The 26151-nt window shown below is 55.3% G+C and carries 19 protein-coding genes and 1 tRNA gene; 6 read left to right on the forward strand and 14 right to left on the reverse strand.

Going from position 1 to position 26151, the window contains the following annotated elements:
* Positions 1 to 4: 4 nt before the first annotated feature.
* From infB to scpB, 5 genes are all read right to left on the reverse strand, one after another.
* Complete coding sequence (gene infB, locus CAP48_RS14515; protein WP_100697960.1) at positions 5 to 2971, reverse strand: translation initiation factor IF-2; 2967 nt, start codon at positions 2969 to 2971, stop codon at positions 5 to 7.
* 167 nt (positions 2972 to 3138) lie between these two features.
* Positions 3139 to 4623, reverse strand: a complete 1485-nt coding sequence (gene nusA, locus CAP48_RS14520) for a transcription termination factor NusA (RefSeq protein ID WP_100697962.1) — start codon at positions 4621 to 4623, stop codon at positions 3139 to 3141.
* The gene (gene rimP, locus CAP48_RS14525; protein ID WP_100697964.1) at positions 4620 to 5108 is read right to left on the reverse strand and encodes a ribosome maturation factor RimP; all 489 of its coding nucleotides are present in this window, start codon (positions 5106 to 5108) and stop codon (positions 4620 to 4622) included. Before rimP ends, nusA begins: the two co-directional genes overlap by 4 nt.
* 507 nt (positions 5109 to 5615) lie before the next feature.
* Positions 5616 to 7274: a 23S rRNA pseudouridine(2605) synthase RluB gene (gene rluB / locus CAP48_RS14530; protein WP_369806359.1), complete on the reverse strand. Its 1659-nt coding sequence runs from the start codon at positions 7272 to 7274 to the stop codon at positions 5616 to 5618.
* Between the two features lie 21 nt (positions 7275 to 7295).
* Positions 7296 to 8354, reverse strand: a complete 1059-nt coding sequence (gene scpB, locus CAP48_RS14535; protein ID WP_100697966.1) for an SMC-Scp complex subunit ScpB — start codon at positions 8352 to 8354, stop codon at positions 7296 to 7298.
* Positions 8355 to 8428: 74 nt separating this feature from the next.
* On the opposite strand from scpB, the gene CAP48_RS14540 reads away from it, so the two are divergent.
* A tRNA-Met gene (locus tag CAP48_RS14540) sits at positions 8429 to 8505 on the forward strand.
* Positions 8506 to 9049: 544 nt separating this feature from the next.
* Here CAP48_RS14540 and CAP48_RS14545 read toward each other — a convergent pair.
* Positions 9050 to 10114 carry a YadA-like family protein gene (locus tag CAP48_RS14545; RefSeq protein ID WP_100697968.1) on the reverse strand — a complete coding sequence of 355 codons (1065 nt, stop codon included), beginning with the start codon at positions 10112 to 10114 and terminating at the stop codon, positions 9050 to 9052.
* Positions 10115 to 10480: 366 nt separating this feature from the next.
* Here CAP48_RS14545 and CAP48_RS14550 point away from each other — a divergent pair, with 366 nt between their 5' ends.
* Entirely contained in the window at positions 10481 to 11290 is an 810-nt protein-coding gene (locus tag CAP48_RS14550) for a haloacid dehalogenase type II (RefSeq protein WP_369806360.1), read from the forward strand.
* A 306-nt stretch (positions 11291 to 11596) separates the two neighbouring features.
* Complete coding sequence (locus CAP48_RS14555) at positions 11597 to 11806, forward strand: CsbD family protein (protein ID WP_100697972.1); 210 nt, start codon at positions 11597 to 11599, stop codon at positions 11804 to 11806.
* Between the two features lie 275 nt (positions 11807 to 12081).
* On the opposite strand, the gene CAP48_RS14560 is transcribed toward CAP48_RS14555, so the two are convergent.
* Entirely contained in the window at positions 12082 to 13089 is a 1008-nt protein-coding gene (locus CAP48_RS14560) for a GTP-binding protein (protein WP_161495269.1), read from the reverse strand.
* Between the two features lie 73 nt (positions 13090 to 13162).
* Here CAP48_RS14560 and CAP48_RS14565 point away from each other — a divergent pair, with 73 nt between their 5' ends.
* Positions 13163 to 14317: a GNAT family N-acetyltransferase gene (locus tag CAP48_RS14565; RefSeq protein ID WP_100697976.1), complete on the forward strand. Its 1155-nt coding sequence runs from the start codon at positions 13163 to 13165 to the stop codon at positions 14315 to 14317.
* Positions 14318 to 14383: 66 nt separating this feature from the next.
* On the opposite strand, the gene phaR is transcribed toward CAP48_RS14565, so the two are convergent.
* The 5 genes from phaR to CAP48_RS14590 form a co-directional block, all read right to left on the reverse strand.
* The gene (gene phaR, locus CAP48_RS14570) at positions 14384 to 14974 is read right to left on the reverse strand and encodes a polyhydroxyalkanoate synthesis repressor PhaR (protein WP_100697978.1); all 591 of its coding nucleotides are present in this window, start codon (positions 14972 to 14974) and stop codon (positions 14384 to 14386) included.
* 44 nt (positions 14975 to 15018) lie between these two features.
* Positions 15019 to 15756 carry an acetoacetyl-CoA reductase gene (gene phbB / locus CAP48_RS14575; RefSeq protein WP_100697980.1) on the reverse strand — a complete coding sequence of 246 codons (738 nt, stop codon included), beginning with the start codon at positions 15754 to 15756 and terminating at the stop codon, positions 15019 to 15021.
* Between the two features lie 55 nt (positions 15757 to 15811).
* Positions 15812 to 17440: an alpha/beta hydrolase gene (locus CAP48_RS14580; RefSeq protein WP_100697982.1), complete on the reverse strand. Its 1629-nt coding sequence runs from the start codon at positions 17438 to 17440 to the stop codon at positions 15812 to 15814.
* A gap of 172 nt (positions 17441 to 17612) precedes the next feature.
* On the reverse strand, positions 17613 to 18350 hold the full coding sequence (gene pgeF / locus CAP48_RS14585) for a peptidoglycan editing factor PgeF (protein ID WP_100697984.1): 738 nt from the start codon (positions 18348 to 18350) through the stop codon (positions 17613 to 17615).
* The gene (locus CAP48_RS14590) at positions 18347 to 19312 is read right to left on the reverse strand and encodes an RluA family pseudouridine synthase (protein ID WP_100698637.1); all 966 of its coding nucleotides are present in this window, start codon (positions 19310 to 19312) and stop codon (positions 18347 to 18349) included. The genes pgeF and CAP48_RS14590 overlap by 4 nt, the downstream gene beginning before the upstream one ends.
* 101 nt (positions 19313 to 19413) lie before the next feature.
* On the opposite strand from CAP48_RS14590, the gene CAP48_RS14595 reads away from it, so the two are divergent.
* Entirely contained in the window at positions 19414 to 20238 is an 825-nt protein-coding gene (locus tag CAP48_RS14595; RefSeq protein WP_192871341.1) for an outer membrane protein assembly factor BamD, read from the forward strand.
* A gap of 195 nt (positions 20239 to 20433) precedes the next feature.
* On the opposite strand, the gene CAP48_RS14600 is transcribed toward CAP48_RS14595, so the two are convergent.
* A complete protein-coding gene (locus tag CAP48_RS14600) occupies positions 20434 to 22524 on the reverse strand; it encodes an ATP-dependent DNA helicase (RefSeq protein ID WP_242444504.1) in 2091 nt (696 codons plus the stop codon).
* Positions 22525 to 22644: 120 nt separating this feature from the next.
* On the opposite strand from CAP48_RS14600, the gene CAP48_RS14605 reads away from it, so the two are divergent.
* Positions 22645 to 25020 carry a Tex family protein gene (locus CAP48_RS14605; RefSeq protein WP_100697988.1) on the forward strand — a complete coding sequence of 792 codons (2376 nt, stop codon included), beginning with the start codon at positions 22645 to 22647 and terminating at the stop codon, positions 25018 to 25020.
* A 122-nt stretch (positions 25021 to 25142) separates the two neighbouring features.
* On the opposite strand, the gene CAP48_RS14610 is transcribed toward CAP48_RS14605, so the two are convergent.
* On the reverse strand, positions 25143 to 26111 hold the full coding sequence (locus tag CAP48_RS14610; RefSeq protein ID WP_100697990.1) for a tripartite tricarboxylate transporter substrate binding protein: 969 nt from the start codon (positions 26109 to 26111) through the stop codon (positions 25143 to 25145).
* Between the last annotated feature and the right edge of the window lie 40 nt (positions 26112 to 26151).

The raw sequence follows: 26151 nt of genomic DNA on the forward strand, positions 1-26151 counted from the left end.
TAATTTACAGTGAACGTGCAATTTCTTTGATTTCAAAAATTTCAAGCTGGTCGCCAACTTCGATATCGGAGTTGTTGCGCAGCGTGATACCGCAATCGAAGCCGGACTTGACTTCCTTGACGTCGTCCTTGAAGCGCTTGAGCGAATCAAGATATCCGGTCCAATGGACAACGTTGTTGCGCAGCAAGCGTACCTGCGAATCGCGACGGACCACACCTTCGGTGACCATACAACCGGCCACTTTACCGATACGGGAGATACTGTAGACCTCGCGGATTTCGACCATACCAATGACCTCTTCACGCTCTTCAGGTGCCAGCATGCCGGACATCGCATTGCGAACGTCATCGACAGCATCGTAAATGATGTTGTAGTAGCGAACGTCAATATCGTTGGTCTCGGCCAGTTTCTTGGTGCTCTGATCTGCCCGGACATTAAACCCGATCACAACCGCATTCGATGCAATGGCCAGGTTAATATCGCTTTCGGTAATGCCACCCACGGCCGCATGTACAACCTGCACACGCACTTCGTCGGTTGACAGTTTGGTCAGTGACTGCACCAGCGCTTCCTGAGAACCCTGGACATCGGTCTTGACAATCAGAGACAGGGTCTGCATGCCTTCGCCGATATTGTCGAACATGGACTCCAGTTTTGCTGCCTGCTGTCTGGCCAGTTTGACATCCCGGAACTTGCCTTGACGGAACAGCGCGATCTCGCGCGCCTTGCGCTCGTCAACCAGAACCAGAACCTCATCACCGGCCTGTGGTACTTCCGTCAAGCCCTGGATTTCGACTGGAATGGAAGGACCGGCTTTGGTAATCGGCTTGCCGTTTTCATCCAGCATGGCGCGCACGCGGCCAAAGCTTGCGCCAGCCAGCAATGCATCGCCACGATTCAGCGTACCGCTTTGCACCAGAATGGTGGCAACCGGACCGCGACCTTTGTCCAGACGCGCTTCGATCACGATACCTTTGGCAGGTGCATCAACCGGCGCCTTCAGTTCAAGAATTTCTGCCTGAAGCAAGACGTTTTCCAGCAATTCGTCGATGCCCTTCCCTGTTTTGGCCGAAACCGGCACAAAGGGAACGTCACCGCCATATTCCTCGGGAACCACTTCTTCAGTGACCAGTTCCTGCTTGACGCGCTCCGGATTGGCTTCGGGCTTGTCGGTCTTGTTAACGGCGACAACCATGGGCACACCCGCCGCTTTGGCGTGGTGAATCGCCTCTTTGGTTTGTGGCATCACGCCGTCATCGGCAGCCACAACCAGAATGACGATGTCGGTCGCCTTGGCACCGCGGGCACGCATGGCGGTAAACGCCTCGTGGCCTGGCGTGTCCAGGAATGTGACCATGCCGCCTTCGGTCTGGACATGATAGGCGCCAATATGTTGCGTAATGCCGCCAGCTTCGCCAGAAGCCACTTTGGCACGGCGAATGTAATCGAGCAGTGAGGTTTTACCATGGTCAACGTGCCCCATGACAGTCACCACCGGTGCGCGCGGATGCAACTCTGCGTCCGACCCGGTGTCGCCGATATCCAGGAAGGCTTCGGGATCGTCCAGCTTGGCGGCAATTGCATGATGGCCCAGCTCTTCGACGACGATCATGGCTGTTTCCTGATCCAAAACTTGGTTGATCGTGACCATTTGACCCAATTTCATGAGTTCTTTGATCACTTCAGCTGCCTTGACTGACATTTTATGGGCCAGGTCGGCCACTGTAATCGTCTCGGGCACATGAACTTCACGCGCAATAAATTCTGGGGTGGAAGGCTGGTGCACCTGGGCATGCTGATGCTTATTGCGACCGCGTGATCCACCACGACCACCGGAAGAGCGCCAGCCGTCTTCCTTGCCGGCAGGACCGGCACGTTTTTCGGCAACGGCCTTTTTCCCGCGAGACTGTTCATCAGACCATTTCTTGTCTGTTTCACCAGCCTTGTGCGCACCAGGCGCGGCCAGGGTTTTGACGTCTTTCTTCACGGCTTTTTTCGCCGCGTCAGTGCCTTCGGCAGTCGGCGTAGCACGCAATACTTTACGCGGCTTGTTCAGCATGTCGCGCAGGGCGGCAGCCTCGGCTTCTGCCTGGCGCCGCGCTTCGTCGCGACGGGCATCGGCTGCTTCGCTGCGCACCGGTGCAGGTTTACGCGCAGCCCCGGCACGCGAGGTGTCTGGCTGGCGTGGTTTGGCCTGCTCTGTGCGCGCCGCTTCTGGTTTGGCCTGATCGCGCGCGCTCGTATTGCGGGCCTCGGTCTGCGCCCCAGAAGCCGGCGATGGCGTTGGCGCCGCAGCAGCGGTTTTTGAAGCCGCTGGCGCTGCTGTATCCGCAGGCTGGGCAGGCTTTGTTTCCGCAGCCGGCGCAGACGCCGATATCGCCCCAGTTGCCGGCGTCTCTGTTGTGACGGCAGGCTTGGCATCGGTTTCGGCTTTTGCCTTTTCTTCCGGCTGTGGTTCCGGCGCTTTTTCGCTGACCGAAGGCTGGGCCGGCTCAGGCTGAGCTGCAGGTTCTACGCTGGTCGCTGCGGGCGCCGGCGATGCTTGAGCTTGAGCGGGGGCAGCAGGAGTATCCTGGGTCTGAGCAACAGCAGGTGTCGCAGCCTGCTCGGCACCGGCAACGGCTGCAGCTTCATTGGCTTGAGGCGCATCGATTGCCTCGGGCTTGCCCTCATTGACATCCCGTTTGACGAACACGCGCTTTTTGCGCACTTCAACCTGGATTGTGCGGGAACGACCGGAGCCATCCGCCTGACGGATCTCTGACGTTTCACGGCGGGTCACGGTGATTTTTTTTCCATCTTTTGCACCATGCGCGCGACGCAATGAGTCCAGAAGTTTCGCTTTATCGCTTTCGGTCACGACATCTTCCACCGATTTCAGATTCACGCCAGCCGAGCGAAGCTGTTCAAGCAACACATTCGCTGGCATTTTGAGTTCGACGGCAAACTGGTTTACGGTATTACTGGGCATTAAGTTCTCTCTTCCCTTACAACGTTTCAATAACTGGCTGATGGCCGCTGACCAAAGTGTGAGCTTCGTTCTTCAGGGCTGGATCGACAAAGCCGCTGCGCTTGTGTGCGTCAATTGCACGGCGGCCAACCGTGCAACAACACATACCGGGGCAGTTCACCCTGTAATCACTTTTCTTCGTCATCAAACCAGTGCGCCCGGGCGCGCATGATAATTTCGCTGGCCTGCTCATCTGTCATACCCGTGATTTCAGCCAGTTCGTCGGTCGCAAGTTCGGCCAGATCGTCAAGCGTTGCCACGCCGGCGTCGCCTAAAGTGGCGATCAGTTCCGGGGTCAAGCCTTCGATATCCAGCAGATCTTGCGCTGTTTCAACCCGCTCTTCCTGGGCAATGGCCTCGGTCAGCAGGGCAGTACGTGCGCGATTGCGCAATTCGTTGACGGTCTCTTCATCGAAGCCGTCAATTTCCAGCAATTCCTGGATAGGGACATAAGCCACTTCTTCCAGTCCGGTAAAGCCTTCATCGATCAGAATGTCAGCCACCTGTTCGTCCACGTCGAGCCGTTCCATGAACATGCTGCGCTGGCCACTACGCTCTTGCTCCTGGCGATTCTGGTTCTCTTCGGGTGTCATGATGTTGATCTGCCAACCGGTCAGCTCTGATGCCAGACGCACGTTCTGACCGCGCGAGCCGATCGCCTTGGGCAAATTCTCGCCATCGACTACGACATCCATCGCGTGCTTGTCTTCGTCCACCACAATGGATTCGACTGCGGCCGGCGCCAGTGCGCCGATGACAAACTCGGCTGGCTCATCGGCCCACAATACGATATCGACTTGCTCGCCACCCAGTTCATTACGAACAGCGGTAACGCGAGAACCGCGCATGCCTACGCATGTGCCGATAGGATCAATACGCTTGTCATATGCCACAACTGCAATTTTAGCGCGAAGTCCGGGGTCACGGGCCGCTGCCTTGATTTCAAGCAAACCTTGCTCGATTTCAGGAACTTCGTTTTCAAACAATTCACGGATAAATTCAGGGGCAGTACGGGACAACAGTACCTGCTGCCCTCTAGCCGCACGATCTACCTTGGCGACCCAGGCGCGAACGCGGTCACCAACCCGCAGATTCTCTTTGGGTATCATTTCGGAACGAGGCAGGCGCGCTTCGATCTTGCCGGTCTCAATAATGGCATCGCCTTTATCCAGGCGCTTGATCGTGCCGGAAATAATCGTTTCGCCGCGATCCAGAAAGTCATTCAATACCTGCTCTCTTTCGGCATCGCGGATTTTCTGAATAATTGCCTGCTTGGCAGCCTGCGCACCAATACGCCCGAATTCGATGGGCTCCAGCGGATCTTCCAAATATTCACCTTCCTGGATACCAGGTCGGATTTCCTGCGCTTCAGACAACAGTTCCTGCCGATCCGGCTCCTGCAGTCCCGCTTCATCGGGCACCACCAACCAGCGTCTGTACCCCTCATGCGAGCCATTTGCGCGGTCAATGACAACACGAATATCAGCGTCGTCCTTGAAGCGCTTTTTCATCGCAGAGGCAAGCGCATTTTCAAGCGCACCAAATACGACCTCACGCGATACGTTTTTTTCACGTGCCAATGCATCTACAAGCAGAAGAATTTCGCGACTCATCGCTTTTTACCCTTGAAATCAAGAACCGGATCCAGCTTTGCCTTTTCGATATCATCGAAGGCAAACTCAATTGTCTGTGTCTCGTTCTTTTTAATGTCAAATTCCAGACAGAACATCTCTGTCGGCGCACCATCTGAACTATCTTTGTGCCGCAGAATACCGGCAAATACCTTGCGATTGTCCTGCGGTTCCCGCAATTTTACTTCTACACGCGCCTGCTGCGAAGCGAACCGATCGAAATCCCGACGAGTGCGCAACGGCCGATCGACTCCCGGGGAGCCGACTTCAAGCCGTTTGTATTCAACGTTTTCTACCTCGAATACGCGCGAAAGCTGCCGCGAAACCTGTTCACAGTCTTCGATCGTAACGCCGCCCTCGCGGTCGATTGTGACCCGCAACAGTCCAAGGGCCGCCCGTTCGACATCAACAAGTTCGACACCAAGGCCGGCAATTGCCTGTTCGGTAAGTGTGTATAAATCCGTCATACAATAAAAAAATGGGCCTTTTCCAGCCCATTGTTGATTACAGTTATGCGCGCAAAAAAAACCGCAGATGCAGCAATTTGCAGATGCAGCCATTTTTTGGCAGACTACCCGACATTTCTACCTGGCCAGCCCCATAAAAGCCGTTTGCCTGCAAAAACAAGGTATACATAGCTGTTTCTGGTTATGTTTTTATGCCTGGTATCCCATACAGTGCACTGCGGCTTCCCATTTTTTGGGTCGCCCCAGCGTCACGCCGTGCCATTGACCTTGTGGCAAAACCACCGCACAAAGCCCGCAAAGAACAAAAAGCCTATAGAGCCAATATAAATAAAGCCCAAAAGCCTATTGCCTGACACGCAAATTCGGCAAAAACACTAACCTAGCAATTAGTTAATCAGAAATTATAACAGAATAATCAATACTTTACTATTTATTCAGCGAGATATCAATTTGACGGCCGCCGGCCCGCCAGCGCGCCCCTGCTATGGCGCCGCGCTTGCGACGGACCTATCTGCCGTTGCGATTGCGCCCAAGGAAGGCAAGCTGGGATTCGTGCGCAGACGGCCCGGAGGGCTGCCACTCATCGCGGTTACGCGACGGCGCCTGCCTGGAATTAGAGCGTCCGCCAGCGTTGCCGCCACGCCCACCGCTTTTTCCGTTACGGGGCTGTTCGGCCTTATCTGTATGCCTGGCACCGCCACGACCTTCAACAGGTCCGGTCGAACGTCGATTATTGTAAGGCCCGGCACCGTTGCGACCCTGACGCCCAGCACCTACACCACCCGGCGCAGCACCTGTGCGACCATTGCCATGGTTGCGACCATGATTCGGGCGAGCGCCCGGGCCATGAGCACGGGTCTTGGCCGGCGTTTCAAAACCCGGAGGCATGGCGTTATCATGAGAGATGGGCTGCCGGGGACGGCGCTGGTCTGAATCATCGTCTTCCTTGATCAAGCCGGTTTGAATCATGAGCGCGCTAACCAGCGCCGGATCAAGCTCTTCCCACCGACCGCGCTTCAGATTACGGGGCAATACGATGTCGCCGAAACGAGTGCGAATCAGGCGGCTTACCGTAACACCTACCGCCTCGAACATCCGCCGCACTTCGCGGTTACGACCCTCTTGCAAGGTTACGCGAAACCAGCGGTTACTGCCTTCGCCGCCGATAAACTCCATACTTGTAAAGGACGCCGCACCGTCTTCAAGCACGATACCCTTAACCAGACTTTCACGCTGAGCATCCGTCATCTCGCCCAATACCCGCACTGCATACTCGCGCTCATTGCCAAAGCGAGGATGCATAAAGCGATGAGCCAGATCGCCCGACGTGGTAAATATCAGCAAACCTTCCGTATTGAGATCCAGACGACCAACAGAAATCCATTTACCGGTACGCATCTTGGGCAAACGCGAGAATACCGAAGCACGACCCTCGGGATCATCGTGACTGACGATCTCTCCGGCAGGCTTGTGATACAGAATGACTCGCGGAGGGCGCTTCGCATTGGGCCGGGTCACCAGCTGACCATTGACACGGACCTGATCCTGCGGACCCACCCGCTGACCGATATGAGCCGGCTCTCCGTTGACCGAAACACGCCCGGCAATAATGAGCTCTTCCATATCGCGGCGCGACCCCACCCCAGCGTCTGCAAGAACCTTATGCAACTTGGGGTTGATCGCATCACTATTGAGAATTTTATTGAGTTTCTGCTCCAGACCCGCGGCGCCGTTTAAATAGGCCAGCGCCTGATCCGCATCCTGCTCTTCCTGGGCAGCGGTAAACGGGCTGGCAGCCTGCTGCGCCTGGCGCGGTGGCTGAACACGCCCCTTGCCGCCGCCAGCGCGCGAACCCGCAGCGCGCGAGCCGGAAGTGCGTCGCGGGCGTGCCGGCGCTTTTTTCACCGGCGCAGAATGGGTTTCGACTGCCACTTCGGGCTGTTCCGCTTTATCGACGACCGCATCGGCACGACGCCGACGAAACGGCGTGCGCAACTTGCGCCCCTTGCCCTTCTGGCGCCCTTCGGCTTCAGAGGCGGCACCCGGGTGTTCTGCGCCCTGTACCGTAATTACTCTGGCAGCAGAATCATTGTCGTATTCGTTTGTACGGCTTGAACGCGTTTCATTTGAATTGTTTTCCGCTTCAACGTGATCCGAACTCTTCATTATGTTGGTAACTCCAAAAAACTATGTTTTATTTTTTAAATCGTCGTTTTGATTATCACTCGCCTCCCGATCTGATGAAGTTTCATCAGCAGGATCAACGTTATGATCGTCTGGCTGTTCAATTTGCGATGTCGAATCCGGGTCGGACCCGCCCGACATCTGCGGGGCGGCTGATGCAGTCTCTGTCACATCAGTCATTTCTTCGCTCACGTCGCCTTCGGCGATGTGCTGCTGCGTCTTTCCGAAGTCCTGCGCCTGTGCTGCGGCCGCAGGAACGTTCTCGCCTGTCTGTATACCGGCATCATCCAATACGTCGCCAGCCAGCGCTGTCGTATCACCAGCCGCTGCTGCTCCCGTATCGGGCAGCGGATCAACCGGATGGTTGACATCAGCGCTGTCGCCCTGGGTCACCGCTTGCGCAGACGTTTCTGAATCACAAGGATCCGAACCGGCAGCATCGGACGCAGATTCATCTGAAACCGAAGATTCTACCTGCTCTTGCGCAGGCATTTGCGTGGCCGCGATATTCATATCCAGTCCGGATAAATCCGGCATGCCAGCTTCGCCACTATCCAGTACAGGCAGGTCATCAAGCGCCTTTAACCCGAGATCATCGAGAAACTGTTTTGTCGTGCCCAGCAACGCCGGACGCCCAGGGGCATCGCGATGTCCTAACACGTCTATCCAGCCGCGCTCTTCTAACGTTTTGATAATTTGTGATGAAACCGTGACACCGCGAATATCTTCTATGTCTCCGCGAGTGACAGGCTGACGCCAGGCAATAATTGCCAGAGTTTCCATGACTGCCCGTGAATATTTGGGCGGTTTTTCCGGATTCAGGCGTTCTAAATACTTTTGCATCTCGGGCCGACTTTGAAAACGCCAGCCACTTGCCAATTCCGATAATTCTAAACCTTTATCAGCCCATTCGTCTTGCAATACCTGCAACTGTTGCTTAATTACATCATTATCAACTTCATCCAAATCAGTGAACAACTTGCGCAAATCCCCTATTTTCATAGGCTCATCGGCACATAGCAAGGCGGTTTCTAGGATTTTTTGAGATAAATTCTGGTCCATGATCTGTCGCTTTGTATTATCAGACTTGCATCATAACTCAAATTGGGCTAATATTCTTTTCTTACACAGACAGACGCGGGGTGGAGCAGTCTGGCAGCTCGTCGGGCTCATAACCCGAAGGTCGTAGGTTCAAATCCTGCCCCCGCAACCACACTATACGGCTCAAGCGCAACTAAAGCACTTGAGCCGTATTCATTTTCAGGCCCAGTTTCTTTGCCTGGCGCCTTCAGTTCAATCCAACCGAAAATACCTTGCAAAATTGACCATGCTGGCGGCGCATTTGACCATGCCGGCGGCACATTACTGGCCCATTTCTGCATTCAGTTTTAACAATAATTGCTTGAACGTCTTCTGACTATTCGGAATCTGAACATGGTGGCTCGCCTTGAGCAAATCCCCGGCGATCAACAATTGATCTCTTTTGGGCCTCAAGCGCATTCAAGCGGGCGACCACTCACAATAAGTTTTTTGGATCGTCTTGGCGGGCACAAAAGCCCGCCGCCACCGCGACATTGTCCTTGTCATTACGGTACGAACTGATACCTCCCTTTTATATAGGACTGCCGTTTTAGATATAGGACTGCCGTTTGAAGAGCGTTGTTTGATGACACTCGGCGTCGCGCCCCGTTTTTTGCTTGATTGGCGCATCATGAAGGGGGCACCAAGGCCTTTGCGGCCGACTTGTTTTTACCTGCTTACCAGGCCAGATTAAAGCCAGCAGCGGCGCCGAGACCACCGGCCGAATCCCACGATGCGTTCAGACGAATGTTGCTGTTCTTTCCGGCTCGCAACGATAGACCAGAAGCCAGTGCGATCTGATTACGATACGTTGCCATTGCCATGCCGAAAGACCGGTTTGCATCTGCTGGAGGTGGTGTTAATGCGGTCATTGCCATAGCCCCCGAGACACCGGCATACGCCCGCCTGCGAAACTGCCTGACCTGCGACTGTAACTGGCCAAAGCGCTGATCCGTATATTGATTGGCCCGTTTCACAGCATTGACTTCTGCTCGTTCGCTGCGCAGTTCTGTAAATGCATTTGCATTGGAAAGTACAGAACGACCGATTTCTTCACTGTACTCTTTGGCGTTTTCCAAAGTGGTCTGATTGGTACGATCTGCATATGATCTTGCTTGTGAGAGCAAGTGCTGATCCTGCTGGGCACGCTCTGCCTTGACTAACTGCTGCATATATTGCTTGCCTTGCGCCAGCGCATCTTTCTTTAATGCATCGCTATATTGTTTAGCCTGCGCCAGTGCATCGTTCTTTAGTGCCTCACTATATTGCTTGCCTTGCGCCAGTACGTCATTTTTTATTGTGTCGCTATATTGTTGGGCGATGGCAATGGCCTGGTTACTGGATGAATCGAAGTAAGCCTTCACTTCATTTATCTGACGCATGGTGGCCGCCTCGTCGTCATTGACGCCGTCTCGCAGACCTGACAGCCGGCGCGAACCGAAGTTCACATCGCCGTCGACATGCGACTGGGAACCCTGTCCAATGGCAATGCCGCCATTGGTGGCCGAGGTCCCATCCAAACCTATCATTGTTTTTTTCGAACCGATGGCAATACTGCCGTTTCCACTGGCGTTTGTTCCCCAGCCTATGGCCACCGCACCGGTGCCTTGGGCTTCAGCCTTATAGCCAAGTTGCGTGGAAAGCGGCTCGCCCTGTTCGGCGACAGCGTACTGACAAAACAGCAACATGGATGTAAAGGCCATTACGGTCACTTGCTGTATCGTTTTATTGTGTGTATGCATACAAATTTCTCTCTGGTTGAATCAATATTTGCGCCTACACGCGCTTGATCCACTCCATGAACAGGAGTCGATTCTGCGTCCTGTGGCGGCAAAAATATTCTAGTGATTCAAAGAGAATGGAAAAATCCGTAAATGCCGAAAGAAAGGCGTAATTTGTTAAAACAACGCGGACCTAATTAGCATAGTCGTCGACGGAGCGCCGCATGCGCCTTCCAACAAGCAACTGATGCAGCCTGGCGCCCTGCCGCAATAAAACTGAGCTGTGCGCTTTGCCTGGCAACGACAGCGATTCGTTGGCAGGCTGTGCGCGAATGCAGTACATTATCCTTCTGGGGATATGCATCAGAATACTTCCCATTTTTTTGGGTGGGCTCTTGCCCCGTCTATCGATCTTTCAAAGGCAATAAATTTATGACAGAAGAAATAGGGCCTGATTTGCACGCACTTGTGTTCGATGTATTCGGAACCGTCGTAGATTGGCGCAACGGCGTGATCAGAGAGGTAAGCTCGTTCGCCCGCGAGCATGGACTCAACGGCATTGACCCTGCAGCGTTCGCGGATATGTGGCGCAGTCATTACGTCCCGTCCATGCTTGAGGTACGCAGTGGCAGACGCCCCTTTACCCGACTGGATGTGCTGCACCGGGAGAATCTGGAAAAAACCCTGGCAACGTTTGATGTGTCTGTATCCAGCGTGCCTGCAGCAGCCCTGCATGAGTTGAACCTCGCATGGCACAGGCTGGATCCCTGGCCAGACTCTGTGGCCGGTCTCACCCAGTTAAAAGCGCGGTATATTATCGCGCCGCTGTCAAACGGCAATATCCGGCTCATGCTCGACATGGCAAAGCGCAGCGGCCTGCCATGGGATGCCATTCTGGGCGCGGAGACCGCCGGGGCATACAAACCTTCGCCAGAGGCCTATCTGCGTACAGCAGAGATTCTGGATCTGCAACCCGACCAGATATGCATGGTCGCCGCGCACAATAGTGATCTGGCAGCAGCGCGCCGCTGTGGCATGCGCACCGCCTTCATCACTCGGACGACAGAACATGGGCCCACGCAGACAACAGACCTTGCGCCGGAAGAAAACTGGGACGTGGTGGCCACCGACATGCTGGATCTGGCGCAAAAACTGCACCCGATCCAGGACCAAACCACTGCTGTTAAAGTCAAGTAAAAGACAAGGCCGTAGATATTCCGGATTCTTGTAACTATTTATATGGATTTTTTGGCAGCACGCGTTCGCGCAGCGGCAGATCGCGACTAACGCACCAGCAGCCGCCGTGTTCCGACTGTTTCCAACACGTGCAAAAATCCGTCGCGACTACGACGTTTTTTTTCGTGGTCGGTGTCACTAGCTGCCCCTTTTACCGCAAGTTACATCCTTGACAGTCTGTCCAGCGGGCTGCATGTTACGCTAAAGACTCTTGTGAAGTGCAGTGTCAATCACTACTTTTCACATTAACGAAGACAGGAGCACAGTATGAATAAAGATATTGCAAGCGGAAAATGGGAACAAATCAAAGGCTCTGTGAAGCAAACTTGGGGCGACTTGACCGACGATGACGTCGCCCAGGTCAATGGTAGCGCCCAGAAACTGGCAGGCATCCTGCAGGAAAAATATGGCCGCACCAAAGAGGAAGCAGAAAAACAGGTCGATGAATTCTGGTCCCGTCATAATAACGACGTATAACAAGACGTCCAAGTCAGCTTGCTGGTTTCATTGATACGCTCATCAAACCCGCAAACGTGGCTTGACTGACCCAGGGCTGGCGTATCGCCAGCCGCATCAGATCTTCGTACTCGAACGAAACGCCGCATTCTTTGAGACTGCCAGCCAAGTGGCACAAAGACTGCGGCCTTCTTTTTGCCCCGCGCTTTTCCCAGCCAAGGGCGAACGCGGCACTTGAAAGATAGCCGCACCGGTTCTGCCGACAAGCGGCGAATGAACAAATCCGACGTCCACCGTCAACTGTAATAAAACTCATCGGCTTGCGGCAATAGCGTTTGCGGCGTATCGCCCGCCACAAAAAATACAATACCTGTCTGCTTGGTCTTCTGCACGTGATCCAGCCGCCGGGCAGGATATCGTTGCGAATGAACAATATTGAACAGATACAGTTGCGGATCATCGACAAAGCGCAGTAGCGCCTTGGCCCGAATCAGCCGGGTTTCCAGTCTGGCCAATATTTGCTCGATCGCACGATTAAACACGCTGCGCCGCAACGGCCTGGACAATTCAACTGTAATAGTCCGAATCGCAGAATGCGCGAACACAGGACGCAGTGCACCCGTGCGACCAGGGCGCAGTGCACCCATGCGCCCAAGGCGCGGTTGCCCGGTAGACGTTCCCAACGCAACCAGCATATCGCTCACTGCATGGTTGGAGAAAAACGCCGGTATTGCCATGGCCGGCGCATCTGTGAATGACGTCGCATTCTGCGTAAATTCACGCACCTGTTCGCGGGTCGCGACATCGGTTCGTGACAGCAATACCAGATCAGCCTGCACCAACTGTCGGGACCATTCAACGTAAGCGCTCTGTTTATCGGCATTGACAACATCCACGATACAGATACAGCCGTTGTAAAAAAAACGCTCCTTAAGAAAAAAATCGCTATACAGCGTAAATCGCAAGGCCGACGGATCCGCCAGACCGCTGGTCTCGACAATAATATGATTGAAACGGGGAATTTTTCGGGCCAGCGCATCGGTAAACAACCGTTGCAACGTTGCGCTCATGGAACCTTGCATCTGACAACACAGACATCCCCCTTCAAGTAGAATAACGGAAGCCTGCACGAACGACCAGTTGGCCTGGTCGATACCCAATTGGCCAATTTCATTGACGATCACAACGGTATTGGCCATACCAGGTTGCTGCAACAGCTGGTTAATAAAGCGGGTTTTGCCGCTACCCAGAAATCCGGTAACGGCGGTAACAACAATTGTGCCGTTAGAGTCAAATGCAGTCATGGTCATTCAAGGAGTCTGAAGTGGTAGTCGCAATAAACGGTGGTGTGCAGTGACATCTGAAGACGTAACGAACATGCAGGTTGAGCTTTTGCATTCGCTTGCCGATATGCCGGATTTCGATTGGAGCGCCTGGTCTGACGGCAACCCCTTCATATCTCCGGCTTTTTTGCGAGCCATGGAAACCACCGGCTGCACCAGCGAAGAGACCGGCTGGCAGCCCTGTCACCTGATTCTATACGACCAGGCCCGCAAACCTGCTGGCATCATGCCGATGTATCTGAAAACCCATTCTCAGGGCGAATTCGTCTTTGATATGGCCTGGGCGCGCGCTTTTAGTCAATATGGATTGCAATATTACCCCAAACTGCTGTGCGCCGCGCCGTTTTCACCCGTCACAGGACCGCGTCTGATTGGCCGCGACGCCCAGGCCAGGCAGGTGCTTGCCCGCGCCGCCCTTGAGGTCGCCCAACGCTTGCGGGTATCTTCCATCCACGTTCTATTTCCCGAAAGAGAGGATCTGGCCGTGTTGCAGGAAGCGGGCTATATGCTCCGCGAAAGCGTGCAGTTTCACTGGAAGAACGCAGGCTATGACGATTTCGATGCCTTTCTAAGCAGTCTGGCTTATGACAAGCGCAAGAAAATTCGCCAGCAGGCCCGCAAGGTTGCCCAGGCGAATATTACATTTGAATATAAACGTGGCAGTCAGATTACTGCTGGCGACCTTTCCTTTTTCTATTCCTGCTATTGCAACACCTATTATGAACGCGGTCGCCACCCTTATCTTTCCGAGGCGTTCTTCAGCCAGTTGCTGCAAGATGCCCCCGACAGTATTTTGCTTGTGATTGCGCAACGCGATCGAGCCCCGGTAGCCTGCGCGATGAATATGATAGGAAACGATAAAATGTACGGGCGCTACTGGGGCGCGCACGAATACATCCCCGGCCTACATTTTGAAACTTGCTACATGCAGGGTATACGTTATTGCATCGCCAATGGCATTTTGGTATTCGAGGGCGGTGCGCAAGGGGAGCACAAGCTGTCACGCGGTCTGCTGCCGCAGACCACCTATTCGGCGCACTGGATTGCCCGGCCTGAGTTTGCCGATGCAATACATCGGTTTCTGGACGAAGAAACGAAACATGTGCAGGCGTATCTGGATGAACTGCAGGAGCATTCGCCATTCAGAAAACAGGACGCGGCTGACATACCACCGCCATCCCTGCCATAGCGCAAACTCAATGTAGGCAGCAAGGGCCCAGACAGCCGGGCCCGGCGAGCCGTGCGTGGCCCACTATTATTTGTCTTCCTCGTCTTTGTCTTGATCTTTATCTTTTTCTTTATCGACGACAGGATTGAACGGAAACGCGCCAAACATATTGCTGGTCTGGTTTTGCATTTGTTCCTGCATTTGCACGAACATGTTCTTGGATTGCTCCACGTAGTTGTTCATCACATTATTGAGCAAAGGCGCCTGGATGTTCATGAACTGTGACCACGCTTCTGCACCGAACTGTGGCGAATAAACGCCCTCGGATTGTTCAGCCAGCTTGTCCTGGATATCGACAAAGGCCTGCATATTCTTTTCAAGATACGATCCCATGACGCCCTGCATGGCATGCCCGTAAAACCGGATAATATGCGCCAGCATATTGGAACTGAACATGGGGACCCCGCCCGATTCGGCTTCAAGAATAATTTGAAGCAGGATGCTGCGCGTGAGCTCTTCGCCGGATTTTGCATCCAGCACCTGAAAGCGGACATTGTCCAACACCAATTGTCTCACGTCCTGCAACGTAATATATGTACTGGTCTGCGTATCATAGAGCCGACGATTGGGATATTTTTTAATTGTGCGGACCACGTCCGTTTCAGTTGCTTTAGCCATTACCTGTTTAACCTTTAAATAACTGTCTTAGCCGGTTGAGAAACTCAACCCATATGCAGGCCGCCGTTGACCGAGAAATCTGCGCCCGTGGAAAAGCCGGATTCATCGGAAGCCAGCCATGACACAATTGAAGCAATTTCTTCCGGTGTTCCCAGACGACGGACCGGGATGGTGCCAACAATCTGTTCCAGCACCTCGGGCCGGATGGCGCGCACCATGTCGGTTCCGATGTAACCGGGCGAAACCGTATTGACCGTGACACCGCGGCTGGCCACTTCCTGGGCCAGGGCCATGGTAAATCCATGGATACCTGCCTTCGCCGTGGAATAGTTGGTCTGGCCAAACTGCCCTTTTTGCCCGTTGACCGAACTAATATTAATGATGCGGCCCCAACGCTTCTCGTACATGTGCTCAATAACCTGCTTGGTCACATTGAACAGGCTGTTCAGATTGGTATCCATGACCGCACGCCAGTCGTCGATGGACATCTTGCGAAATACGCCGTCCCGTGTGATGCCTGCGTTGTTCACCAGCACATCCACTGGACCGTGCTCGGTCTTCACCTTATCAAATGCAGCCACGGTGGAATCCCAATCAGACACATTCCCGGCAGACGCATAGAACGTATACCCCTGTGCGGCCTGCTCGTCAATCCACTGCTGGGCATTGCGTTGCGGACCACACCCGGCGATAACCGTGAATCCGTCCTTGTGCAGGCGCTGACAGATAGAGGTGCCGATACCTCCCATCCCACCCGTAACATATGCTATTTTTTGTGTCATATTGAACTCCTTAGGCTGCTTTTCACGGTAATAAAACGATGCGTTATTCTGTTGTTCAGGCCCGGACGGTCACGTACCGCCCCGGTGCAGGCGCCAGCGGTGGGTACAGGTCATTACCCTGAGTCGCCTTGGCCTTAATCTTGCGTCCGCCATGTTTGGCGAGCCAACTGCTCCAGTCTGGCCACCAACTGCCGGGCACGGGACTGGCCTGGTCAAACCACTGCTGCGCCCGAGTCTGCTTCACTTGCATGGTATCACCGGACCAGTAATTACGTTTGTTCTTTGCCGGCGGATTAATGACACCTGCAATATGCCCCGAGGCGCCCAGGACATACCTGACCTGTCCTGATAATAGCTGCGTGGACGCGAAAGCGGCTTGCCATGGAACAATATGATCTTCTTTGGACCCATAAACGTAGGCCGGCATATCCAGGTCGGCCAGGTCTATCGATTCGGCACATATCTTCAGCGCGCCGGGCTGGCACAGCCTGTTTTCCAGATACATATTGCGGAAGTACCAAGTAAAAAACGGCCCCGGCAGGTTCGTGCCATCGGAATTCCAGTACAGCAAATCAAACGCCGCAGGTGCATCACCCTTCAGATAATTGCTGACGACATAGTTCCATACCAGCTCATTGGGTCGCAAAAAGGAAAAGGTCGTGCCAAGCTCTTTGGCCGTCATCATCCCGCCCTGCCCCAGCGACTGTTCGCGATAGGCCACATGAGCCTCATCGACAAACACATCCAGTATGCCCGTATGTTCAAAGTCCAGCAGCGTGGTCAGCAGTGTCAGGCTGGCCACCGGGTTTTCGCCACGAGCCCGCGCCACCGCCAGTGCGCTCGCGAGCATGGTGCCGCCAACGCAAAAGCCCAGGGCATTGATTTGTTGCTGGCCGGCTATTGCGCGGACAGTATCGATGGCAGTGAGTACACCCTTTTCGATATAGTCATCCCAGGTCGATTTCTGTATCCCGTCGGTATCGGTTATGGTCGGGTTGCGCCATGACACCATAAAGACGGTAAAGCCCTGGCTAACGGCGAACTCCACCAGTGAATTGCCCGGCTGTAGATCAAGAATGTAATATTTATTAATACACGGCGGCACCATCAACAGCGGGCGGCGATACACCGTAGCGGTTTGCGGCGCATATTGCAGCAACTGGAACCACGCGTTTTCAAAGACGACGGAACCGGGCGTGGTCGCCAGATTGCGCCCCACCTCAAAACTTGCTTCGTCGGTCTGGGAAATTTGGCCTTTGCGCAGATCGCTCAGCAGGTTCAGAACTCCCTTTTGCAGGGATTCGCCCTTGGTGTCCAGAAACGTGTTGATCACATCAGGATTGGTCAGGAAATAATTAGCGGGCGACATGGCGTCATTCCACTGTTGCACCGCAAAGCGCAATCGTTCGCGCACGCTATCGGGCACCGCCGCTTCGTCGACCATTTTCTGCATGACCTTCGTGGACAACAGATACAAGTGAGCCATCATCAGATGCTGCGGACTAGTTTGCCACGCCGGGCTGCTGAACCGCCTGTCGGTGAGCGCAGGCAGGGTGCCCTCACGCGCATCGGCAGCGATTTGCTCCCACCTTTCAAGGAATTCGGCCTGCAACCGGGATGGAAATACTCCACCCGGGGCCCGATCTGCTTGGGAGCGCCAGGCTTTATCAGTCTCGTTGGTCACTTGTATCTCCGGCTGTGGTCCGATTTCAAACGTGGCATGCTCACCGTTTCCAAATCATTCTATATAAAAACAAATGGTACGTCAGACAGTATCTACCCCACTAAGGGAAACCCTGAGCGTTTTTAATACCTGTTCTGCGCCGCAGCACCGGTCCCGGTCAATCCGGAAAAAATCAGGGCTTGATCCAGACGAGCGTTGCCTGCCTGCCGGTTGTCGCGCTACGCCGGTAGGAATAAAACAGATGGTCCTGCCCAAAGGTGCACAGGCCACTTTGTTCGACATGCGCGACTCCCAAAGCAGACAAGCGATGCGCCGCAATAGCCGACAGATCGGCCAGCCATTTGCCGGCATGATCCGGATGGGGCGCAAAGCAGTATGCCAACTGCGGATCTCTATCCAGAAACGCCTCGCGCACAGGCGGGCCGATTTCGAATGCACGGAAAGAAATGGCTGGACCGATCCAGGCATAATCGGGCAGTTTACCGCAAGCAGTATGCATTTTTTTGACAGTATTTTCCAGCACACCTGCCGCCAATCCGCGCCAACCCGCATGGGCTGCTGCGACACAATTGGGCGACACGAACACGACCGGCAGGCAATCTGCGGTCAATATCGCCAGCACGCGGCCCGGAGTCATGGTTACACTGGCGTCAAATTGGCCAGAACCGGCTGGGCCGGCTGCATCGACATCCAGCACCTGAGTGCCATGCACCTGATCCAGCCAGACGGGATCGCCGGGCGCCAGAGTGCGTAGCCGCCTGCGGTTTTCCAGTACAGCCTGACTGTCGTCGTTAACGTGCAACCCAAGGTTGTTCGTATCAAAGGGAGCGTGGCTGACGCCCCCGTGACGGGTGGTCGTAAAGTATTGCACGCCCGGCCGGACCGATCCTGTCACGTATAACGGCTTCATCGCGACGTCCACTGGATTGTTTCCATCACCTGTTCCATGTCCGGCGGGCGGGCCGCGTCGAATGACTGCGGCTGGTCCGAAGCCGGATCGATAAACGTGAGGCGCCGAGCGTGCAGCATCTGGCGCTGCGCCTGCCCTAGCGGTTTGCCGTTGTATAGGGTGTCCCCCAGCAACGGATGACCCAGGCTATGCATATGCACCCTGATCTGGTGAGTTCTGCCGGTTTCCAGCCTGCACTGGACGTGACTGACAGGTGCCTGGTCAATATGGCCGACATTGAGGCGCTCGAAGTGGGTAATGGCCTCTTTTGCTGCGATCGGGGCCACGACCGACATGCGCACCGGTACATGCCGATCACGCCCGATAGGCAGGTTGACGCACCCACTGGCCGCAATATGGCCCATCACCAGCGCCTCGTATTCCCGACCCATGCTGCGCGCCTGCAATTGCCGGACAAAATGCGTCTGCGCCGCTTCGTGGCGCGCCACAACAAGCAGGCCGTCGGTATCCTTGTCCAGCCGATGCACAATTCCTGCGCGCGGCACCTGTGCCAGCTCGGGATATCGGTACAGCAATCCGTTGAGCAACGTGCCCGACCAATTGCCTGCGCCAGGATGGGTCACCAGACCAGCCGGCTTATTGACGACGATCCAGTCTGCGGATTCGGCCACAACGACAAACGTCACCGGTTCGGGCGTAAAGGCGGTTTGTTCGGGCGCCTGTTGCATGGCGACGGTCAGCAAATCGTCCGCACCGACATTCTGCCGGATTTTGCCAGGAACGCCATTGACCAGCACGTGCCCCGCTTCTATCCACCCCTGCAGCCGGCTGCGTGAATGTTCGGGAATGAGCGCAGCCAGAACCTTGTCCAGGCGCTCGCCGTTCATGGTCATGGGAAGACGGAATTGGCGCGGCGCGTTGTCGGGAATTTCGTCGGCATCCTGCAAAGTTGGGTCTGACATCGATAGAAAACACTGTAAAATCATATAATGTTCCTATAATAACGCGGCAATGCTATTATCAGATTGCTTTTTGAACTTTAACTAACAGTCACTTCCAAATTATGCATAAACGTTTGCTTCGAACTTCTCTCATTGCGCTGAGCTGCCTGACTATTGCGGGCTGCAGCAGCATGATGACCCGAGAAGCTGACAGAACAGCCGGCATGTCAGCTCCCCAGTTGTACCAGGAAGCTCGCGATAATGTGCGCAGTAACGACTTCAAAACTGCGCGCACTTATCTGGAAGCCGTCGAAGCCCGATATCCTTATTCCAGTTTTGCGCAACAATCGCTCATCGACCAGGCGTATGTAAACTGGAAAGATAATGAACCGGAAAAGGCAGTGACTGTCATCGACCGCTTCCTGCGTCTGTACCCCAGCCATCCGGGCACCGATTACATGCTGTATCTGAAAGGTCTGGTTACCTTTACGCCGCCCAGCTCCTATCTGCGCAGCCTGACGGGACAAGACCCCAGCGAGCGTGATCCCAAGGGTCTGCGCCAGTCCTACGATGCATTCAATGAGCTTATCGAGCGCTTTCCGGAAAGCCGCTACAGTCGCGATGCCCAGCAACGCATTACCTGGCTGGTCAGCACCATTGCAGACAACGAAGTCAACGTGGCCAAGTACTATTACACCCGTCATGCCTACATTGCTGCAATTAATCGCAGCCAGGCAGTTCTGAAAGATTTTTCTGGCGTTTCCGCTGCAGAACCGGCGCTGTACATCATGATGAAGTCTTACCAGCAGTTGGGAATGACCGATCAGGCCAACGATGCAAAACGGATCCTGGACCAGAACTACCCTAACAGCAAATACTATGAACGAGGCCTGGACGGCGACAGTGGCTGGATCTCATGGCTTAATCCGTCACGTATGTTCAATTGATCCCTCGCGACGTTTTAAGTTTTAATTAAGCGATTGCGTGTGTTTAATCAATCCATTACGCGTGTTCAGATAAAACAGGCCTGGCGCAGTTTCAGCGTCTTTATAAAGCATCAGGGCGACCCCGACGGTCGCCCTGATGCTTTTTCGTGTTGATCATGATGCTGGGCACCGCAAGCCGAATTTCCGGTGCTCAAGCTATTCGGATACGTTATCGATTTGCGCAGGTACGGCAATATCGCTGGCATGGGTCTTGAGAAACGCAGCCGCCTCCTCCAGCTTGCGAGTACGGCGAAATGGCGGCAGGCCGCGCCACAGCAGTTTGCCGTAAGGTTTTTCAACCAGGCGCCTGTCACCCACTACCAGTAACCCCCAATCCTGTTCCGTACGTATCAGACGGCCCGCGCCCTGCTTGAGGGCAATGGCGGCACTGGGCAACTGAAATTCGAAAAACGGGTTCCCGCCAGATTCGCGACAAGCTTTTATGCGTGCTTCCAGCACCGGGTCATCGGGCGGCGCAAAAGGCAATTTGTCAATCGCCACCAGCGTGAGCATCTCGCCCGGCAAATCAATCCCTTCCCAGAAGCTGGCGCTACCGACCAGCACCGCGTTTTTCAACTGGCGAAACTGTGCCAGCAGGATGCCGCGCGAACTTTCCCCCTGGCGCAAGACGGCACGCTCGATAAAATGCGTATCAAAGGCCTCCAGCAGCATGGCTGAAATATTGTCGACGGCACGCAAGGTGGTGCACAATACCAGTACGCCACCCGGGCTGGCTTGAATCAGGGGAATCAGTGTCTCGACGAACTGCTTCTGAAAATCGGGCGACTGCGGCTCGGGCAGATGATCCGGCACGTAAAGCATGGCGTGGTCCTGATAGTCAAAGGGCGACTCCCATTTTTCTGTGCGCGCGCCATACAGCCCCAGCTGCCGGGTATAGTGCGAAAAATCCTTGTAGACCGACAGCGTGGCAGAGGTAAAGATCCAGGCCTGGTCCTTGCGTCGCTGGCGCGAGAATGCATCAGCGACCGACAGCGGCGCCATCTGCAGGCGAAAATGGTGCAGGCCGACCTCGACCCAGCGAACCAGTTGTTCGGCCACCACGTTCTTGGCTTCGTGTTCTACTGCCAATGCGGCCGTCCCGGTATCGGACGACGCATTACTCGCGTCCCGTGGCACGCCTTCCGGAAGAATGACCGGTTGCGACCAGCGATACAATCGCGCGCACAGCTGCGTGCCCGACTTGGCCGCTGCCGCCAGATCGGGATGCCGCTCCTGCACCGCTGTCAGCATGCCGGTCAGCGTGACCAGTTCATCGTAAAGCTTATTTAGAATGTCGAAAAAGCGATCGGCTTCCGGTATTTGTTCAAAGGTTGCCTTGCGCCCCGGCATTTTCTCAATCGGCGCCGCCACCAGCCGCAGATCTTTCACGTAATAAGAGACCCGCTGGCAGGCGTCAGCCCATTTAGCACTGTCTCGCGCATAGGTCAGCGCTGCTACTTCAGCCGTCTTCAGAAAATCGGTAATATTGCCCGAATAAACCACATCGCCCATAAAACGGGTGGCGGTCTCGGGCAACTGATGCGCTTCGTCAAATACCACCGCATCGGCCGCCGGCAACAGATCGGTGATCCCTTCTTCGCGCAAGACCAGATCGGCAAAAAACAAGGCGTGGTTAATCACCACCACATCGGCATCCTGCGCCTGCCGGCGCGCCTTCAACAAAAAGCACTCTTTGACATCGGGGCAGTCCTGCCCAAGGCAGTTTTCGCGGGTAGAAGTGACGCGGTTCCAGATATCGGCATCTTCGGGGACTTGGCCACAATCGGTTTTGTCGCCAGAACGCGAGCGCGTGGCAAATACACGGATCTGGCGTAGCTGGGACACTTCATCCCTGGACTTGAGCGCGCGCTCATCCTGCTCCAGCCGCTCCAGGTGATAATGACACACATAATTGCTGCGTCCCTTCAGTAGCGCCACCTGAATCGGCAGCGCCAGGGCATCGCGCACGCGCGGCACGTCTTTGGTAAACAGCTGATCCTGCAGAGTGCGGGTCCCGGTGGAAATCAAGACTTTACCGCCCGACAAAAAAGCCGGAATCAGATACGCCCAGGTTTTGCCCGTTCCGGTGCCCGCTTCCGCCACCAGTACTGAATGCGAGGCGATGGTCTCGTCCACGGCCTGCGCCAATTGAATCTGCGCGTCGCGCAGCGTGTAGCCGGGCACCGCTGCCGCCAGCGGACCCTCCTGGCCAAACCAGTCGGAAATATCAAAATCTAGTACTCGCACCACGTTTCCCACGACTTCGCCTTTCGGCATTTACATGTGGCATCATACTCCAGTTCTGGTGCCCCAACCGCGATGCTTATGGCACAATGTCGCGTTAAGTTTAAATTTTAATCGTTAAGTATGAACGTATCTTCTCCTTCTGTAACCGCATCTTCCCCGCTGGTTGACCCGGCGCGCATCATCGCATTGCTGGCTGCCGAACTCAATGTTCGTGCCAGCCAGATCGAAGCCACCGTTACGCTGCTTGACGACGGAGCAACCGTCCCGTTTATCGCGCGTTATCGCAAGGAGGCCACCGGCGGCCTGGACGATACCGTATTGCGCAACCTGGAAGTGCGACTCGCCTACGTCCGAGAACTGGAGTCGCGCCGCGCCGCCGTACTCGAATCCATTTCCGCGCAGGGCAAGCTCACGCCCGAGCTCAACGAAGCCATCGTGGCCGCTGACACCAAGCAGCGTCTGGAAGATCTGTACGCGCCGTTCAAGCCCAAGCGTCGCACCCGGGCCCAGATTGCCCGCGAGGCCGGCCTGGAGCCGCTGGCCCAGTTGCTCCTGACCGACCGCAATAGCGATCCACAGACCTGCGCTCAGGAGTATGTCAACGTAGAGGGCGGTGTCAAGGACGCACGCGCCGCGCTGGACGGCGCACGAGACATCCTGGCCGAACAGTTCTCGGAGAACGCCGATCTGGTGGCCGATATGCGCAACTACCTTGGACAGCATGGTTTCCTGTATTCCAAGGTCATTGAAGGCAAAGAAGAGGAAGGCGCCAATTTCCGCGACTGGTTTGACTTTCGTGAATCGATCCGCAGCCTGCCGTCGCATCGCGTACTGGCTCTGCTACGCGGCCGCCAGCAGGGCGCCCTGGACTTACGCATCGGCCTGAGCGATGACCAGGATGCGCTGGTGCCACATCCGTGCGTAGAACGCATCAGCCGTTTCCTGACTCTGGATGCCGATTTTTCTTCCGCAGCCAATGCACGTGGCAAATGGCTGGCCGATGTGGCCCGCTGGACCTGGCGCGTAAAAATGCTCACTGCCTTTGAATCCGAGTTCATCACCAAACTGCGCGAAGAGGCCGAGGCCGAAGCCATCCGCGTGTTTGCCGCGAACCTTAAAGACCTGCTGCTTGCTGCACCGGCAGGCCCCAAATCGGTGCTGGGCCTGGACCCGGGCATTCGCACCGGCGTCAAAGTGGCAGCCATCGACAAAACAGGCAAGGTGCTCGATACCGCGACCGTCTATCCCTTTGAGCCGCGTCGCGATCGCAATGGATCACTGGCTACGCTGGCAGCACTGGTCAACAAGCACAAGATTGAACTGATTGCCATCGGCAACGGCACGGCCTCGCGCGAAACCGAGAAGCTGGCCGCCGAACTCATTGAAGCCTTGCCCAATGCGGGACTGCGCAAGATTGTCGTCTCCGAAGCCGGTGCGTCGGTGTACTCGGCATCGGAACTGGCGGCGAAAGAATTTCCTGATATGGATGTCAGCCTGCGCGGCGCCGTGTCCATTGCGCGCCGCCTGCAGGATCCTCTGGCCGAGTTAGTCAAGATTGAGCCCAAGGCGATCGGTGTTGGTCAGTATCAGCACGACATCAACCAGCGGGAACTGGCGCGCTCGCTGGATACGGTCATTGAAGATTGCGTGAACGCGGTCGGCGTTGATGTCAACACCGCTTCTGCCGCCCTGCTGTCACGCGTGTCGGGCCTGAACTCCACGCTGGCACGTAACATTGTCGACTGGCGTGACCAGAATGGCGCATTCTCCACGCGTAAAGCCCTCATGGACGTCTCGCGTTTCGGGGCTAAGGCTTTTGAACAGGCTGCGGGCTTTCTGCGCATTCAGAACGGCGACAATCCGCTGGACGCCTCTGCGGTCCACCCAGAAGCCTATCCGCTGGTCGAGCGCATCCTGGATAAAATCCGCAAGGACGTCAAAACGGTCATTGGCAATAAAGAGGCGTTAAACGGACTGTCTCCGAGCGAGTTTACCGATGAGCGCTTCGGTCTGCCTACCGTGAAAGACATTTTCTCTGAACTGGAAAAACCCGGCCGCGATCCGCGTCCCGAATTCAAAACAGTCACCTTCCAGGAAGGCGTAGAAACGATCAAGGATCTGTCAGAAGGCATGATTCTGGACGGCGTGGTCACCAACGTGGCCAATTTTGGTGCGTTTGTGGACATCGGCGTTCATCAGGACGGTCTGGTGCATATTTCTGCGCTGTCAGATACGTTTGTGAAAGATCCGCGCGATGTGGTCCGCGTGGGACAGACAGTCAAGGTCAAGGTTCAGGAAGTGGATGTGGCACGTAACCGTATTGGTTTGACCATGAGGCTCAAGGACGATACCGGTCCGGTTGCTCGGCGCGATTCGCGTCCGGGCGCTGCCGCACCGCGATCTTCTGGTGGCGGGCGGCAACAGGCGCGCAACCAGGCGCCTGCCAGCACATCCATGAATGCCATGGCAGCGGCCTTTGCCAAACTGAAAAAATAAGAGACTGCGGCCCGCTTCGGTGGCGGGCCGCAGTGTGATCGACGACTCAACTGCTCGATAACTCAATAATTCGACGACTCAAGTATTCGATGACTCGACTATTGGAGCAGTCAACTCATCGACTAATCGACGCTGACACCCAGCTTGGTGATCAGCGCACCCCAGCGGTCGACTTCCTCGCTGATAAATGAACCGAACTGTTCGGGTGTCATCTTTTGCGGAATGGCGCCCTGGTCTGCCAGTTGTTTCTGCACCTCGGGCTTGGCCACCACTTTCACAATTGCCTGATTCAGTCGCGCCACATCTTCGGCTGGCATATCGGCCGGCGCCAATACGCCAAACCACGAAGAAATATCAAAATCCTCGAAGCCTTCCTCTATCATTGTGGGCAACTCAGGAGCCACTGCCGATTTTTCCTTGCTGGTGACGGCCAGCGCTTTGAGCTTGCCGGAGCTGATAAACGGCCAGGCAGACGGCATATTGTCAAACTCCAGCAGCACGTCGCCGGCCATGACCGCGGTCAACCCTGGCGCACTTCCCTTGAATGGAACATGCAGAATCTGCGTGCCTGCGTCCTGATTGAGCTGCTCACCGCATAGAAACTGCGAAGAGCCCACTCCCGAAGAGGCATAAGTGGCCTTGTCCTTGTTGTTCTTGATGTATTCGACCAGCTCCTTGACGTTGTTGACCGGCAGCTTGGGATTGACCACCAGCACATTGGGCACTTTGGCGACGAGGGCGACTGGTGCGAAGTCTTTTTTCAGATCATAGTTCAGCTTCTTGAACATCGTGGCGTTGACCGAACTGGCAATGGTCGTGACAATAAGGGTATAGCCGTCGGGCTTGGCTCTGGCCACTTCCGTCATGGCAATATTGTTGCTGGCGCCGGGTTTGTTCTCCACGACGAAACTTTGTTTGAGCTCTTCACTCAGGCCCCTGGCCACAATGCGTGCCACCAAGTCGGTGGTGCCGCCGGGTGTATAACCGACTAACACCTTGACCGGTTGCGCATCCGGATAGGCTGCGTTGGCACTACCGGCAATCCCCAAGGCCAGAATCATGGCACTGACTGTTTTACTGAAATTTATCATTCCTCGTCTCCGTGATTGAAGGGCCCCAGCCCTCCGTTTG

The organism is Advenella sp. S44 (assembly GCF_002810445.1).
In the GTDB taxonomy this organism is placed as follows: domain Bacteria; phylum Pseudomonadota; class Gammaproteobacteria; order Burkholderiales; family Burkholderiaceae_B; genus Advenella.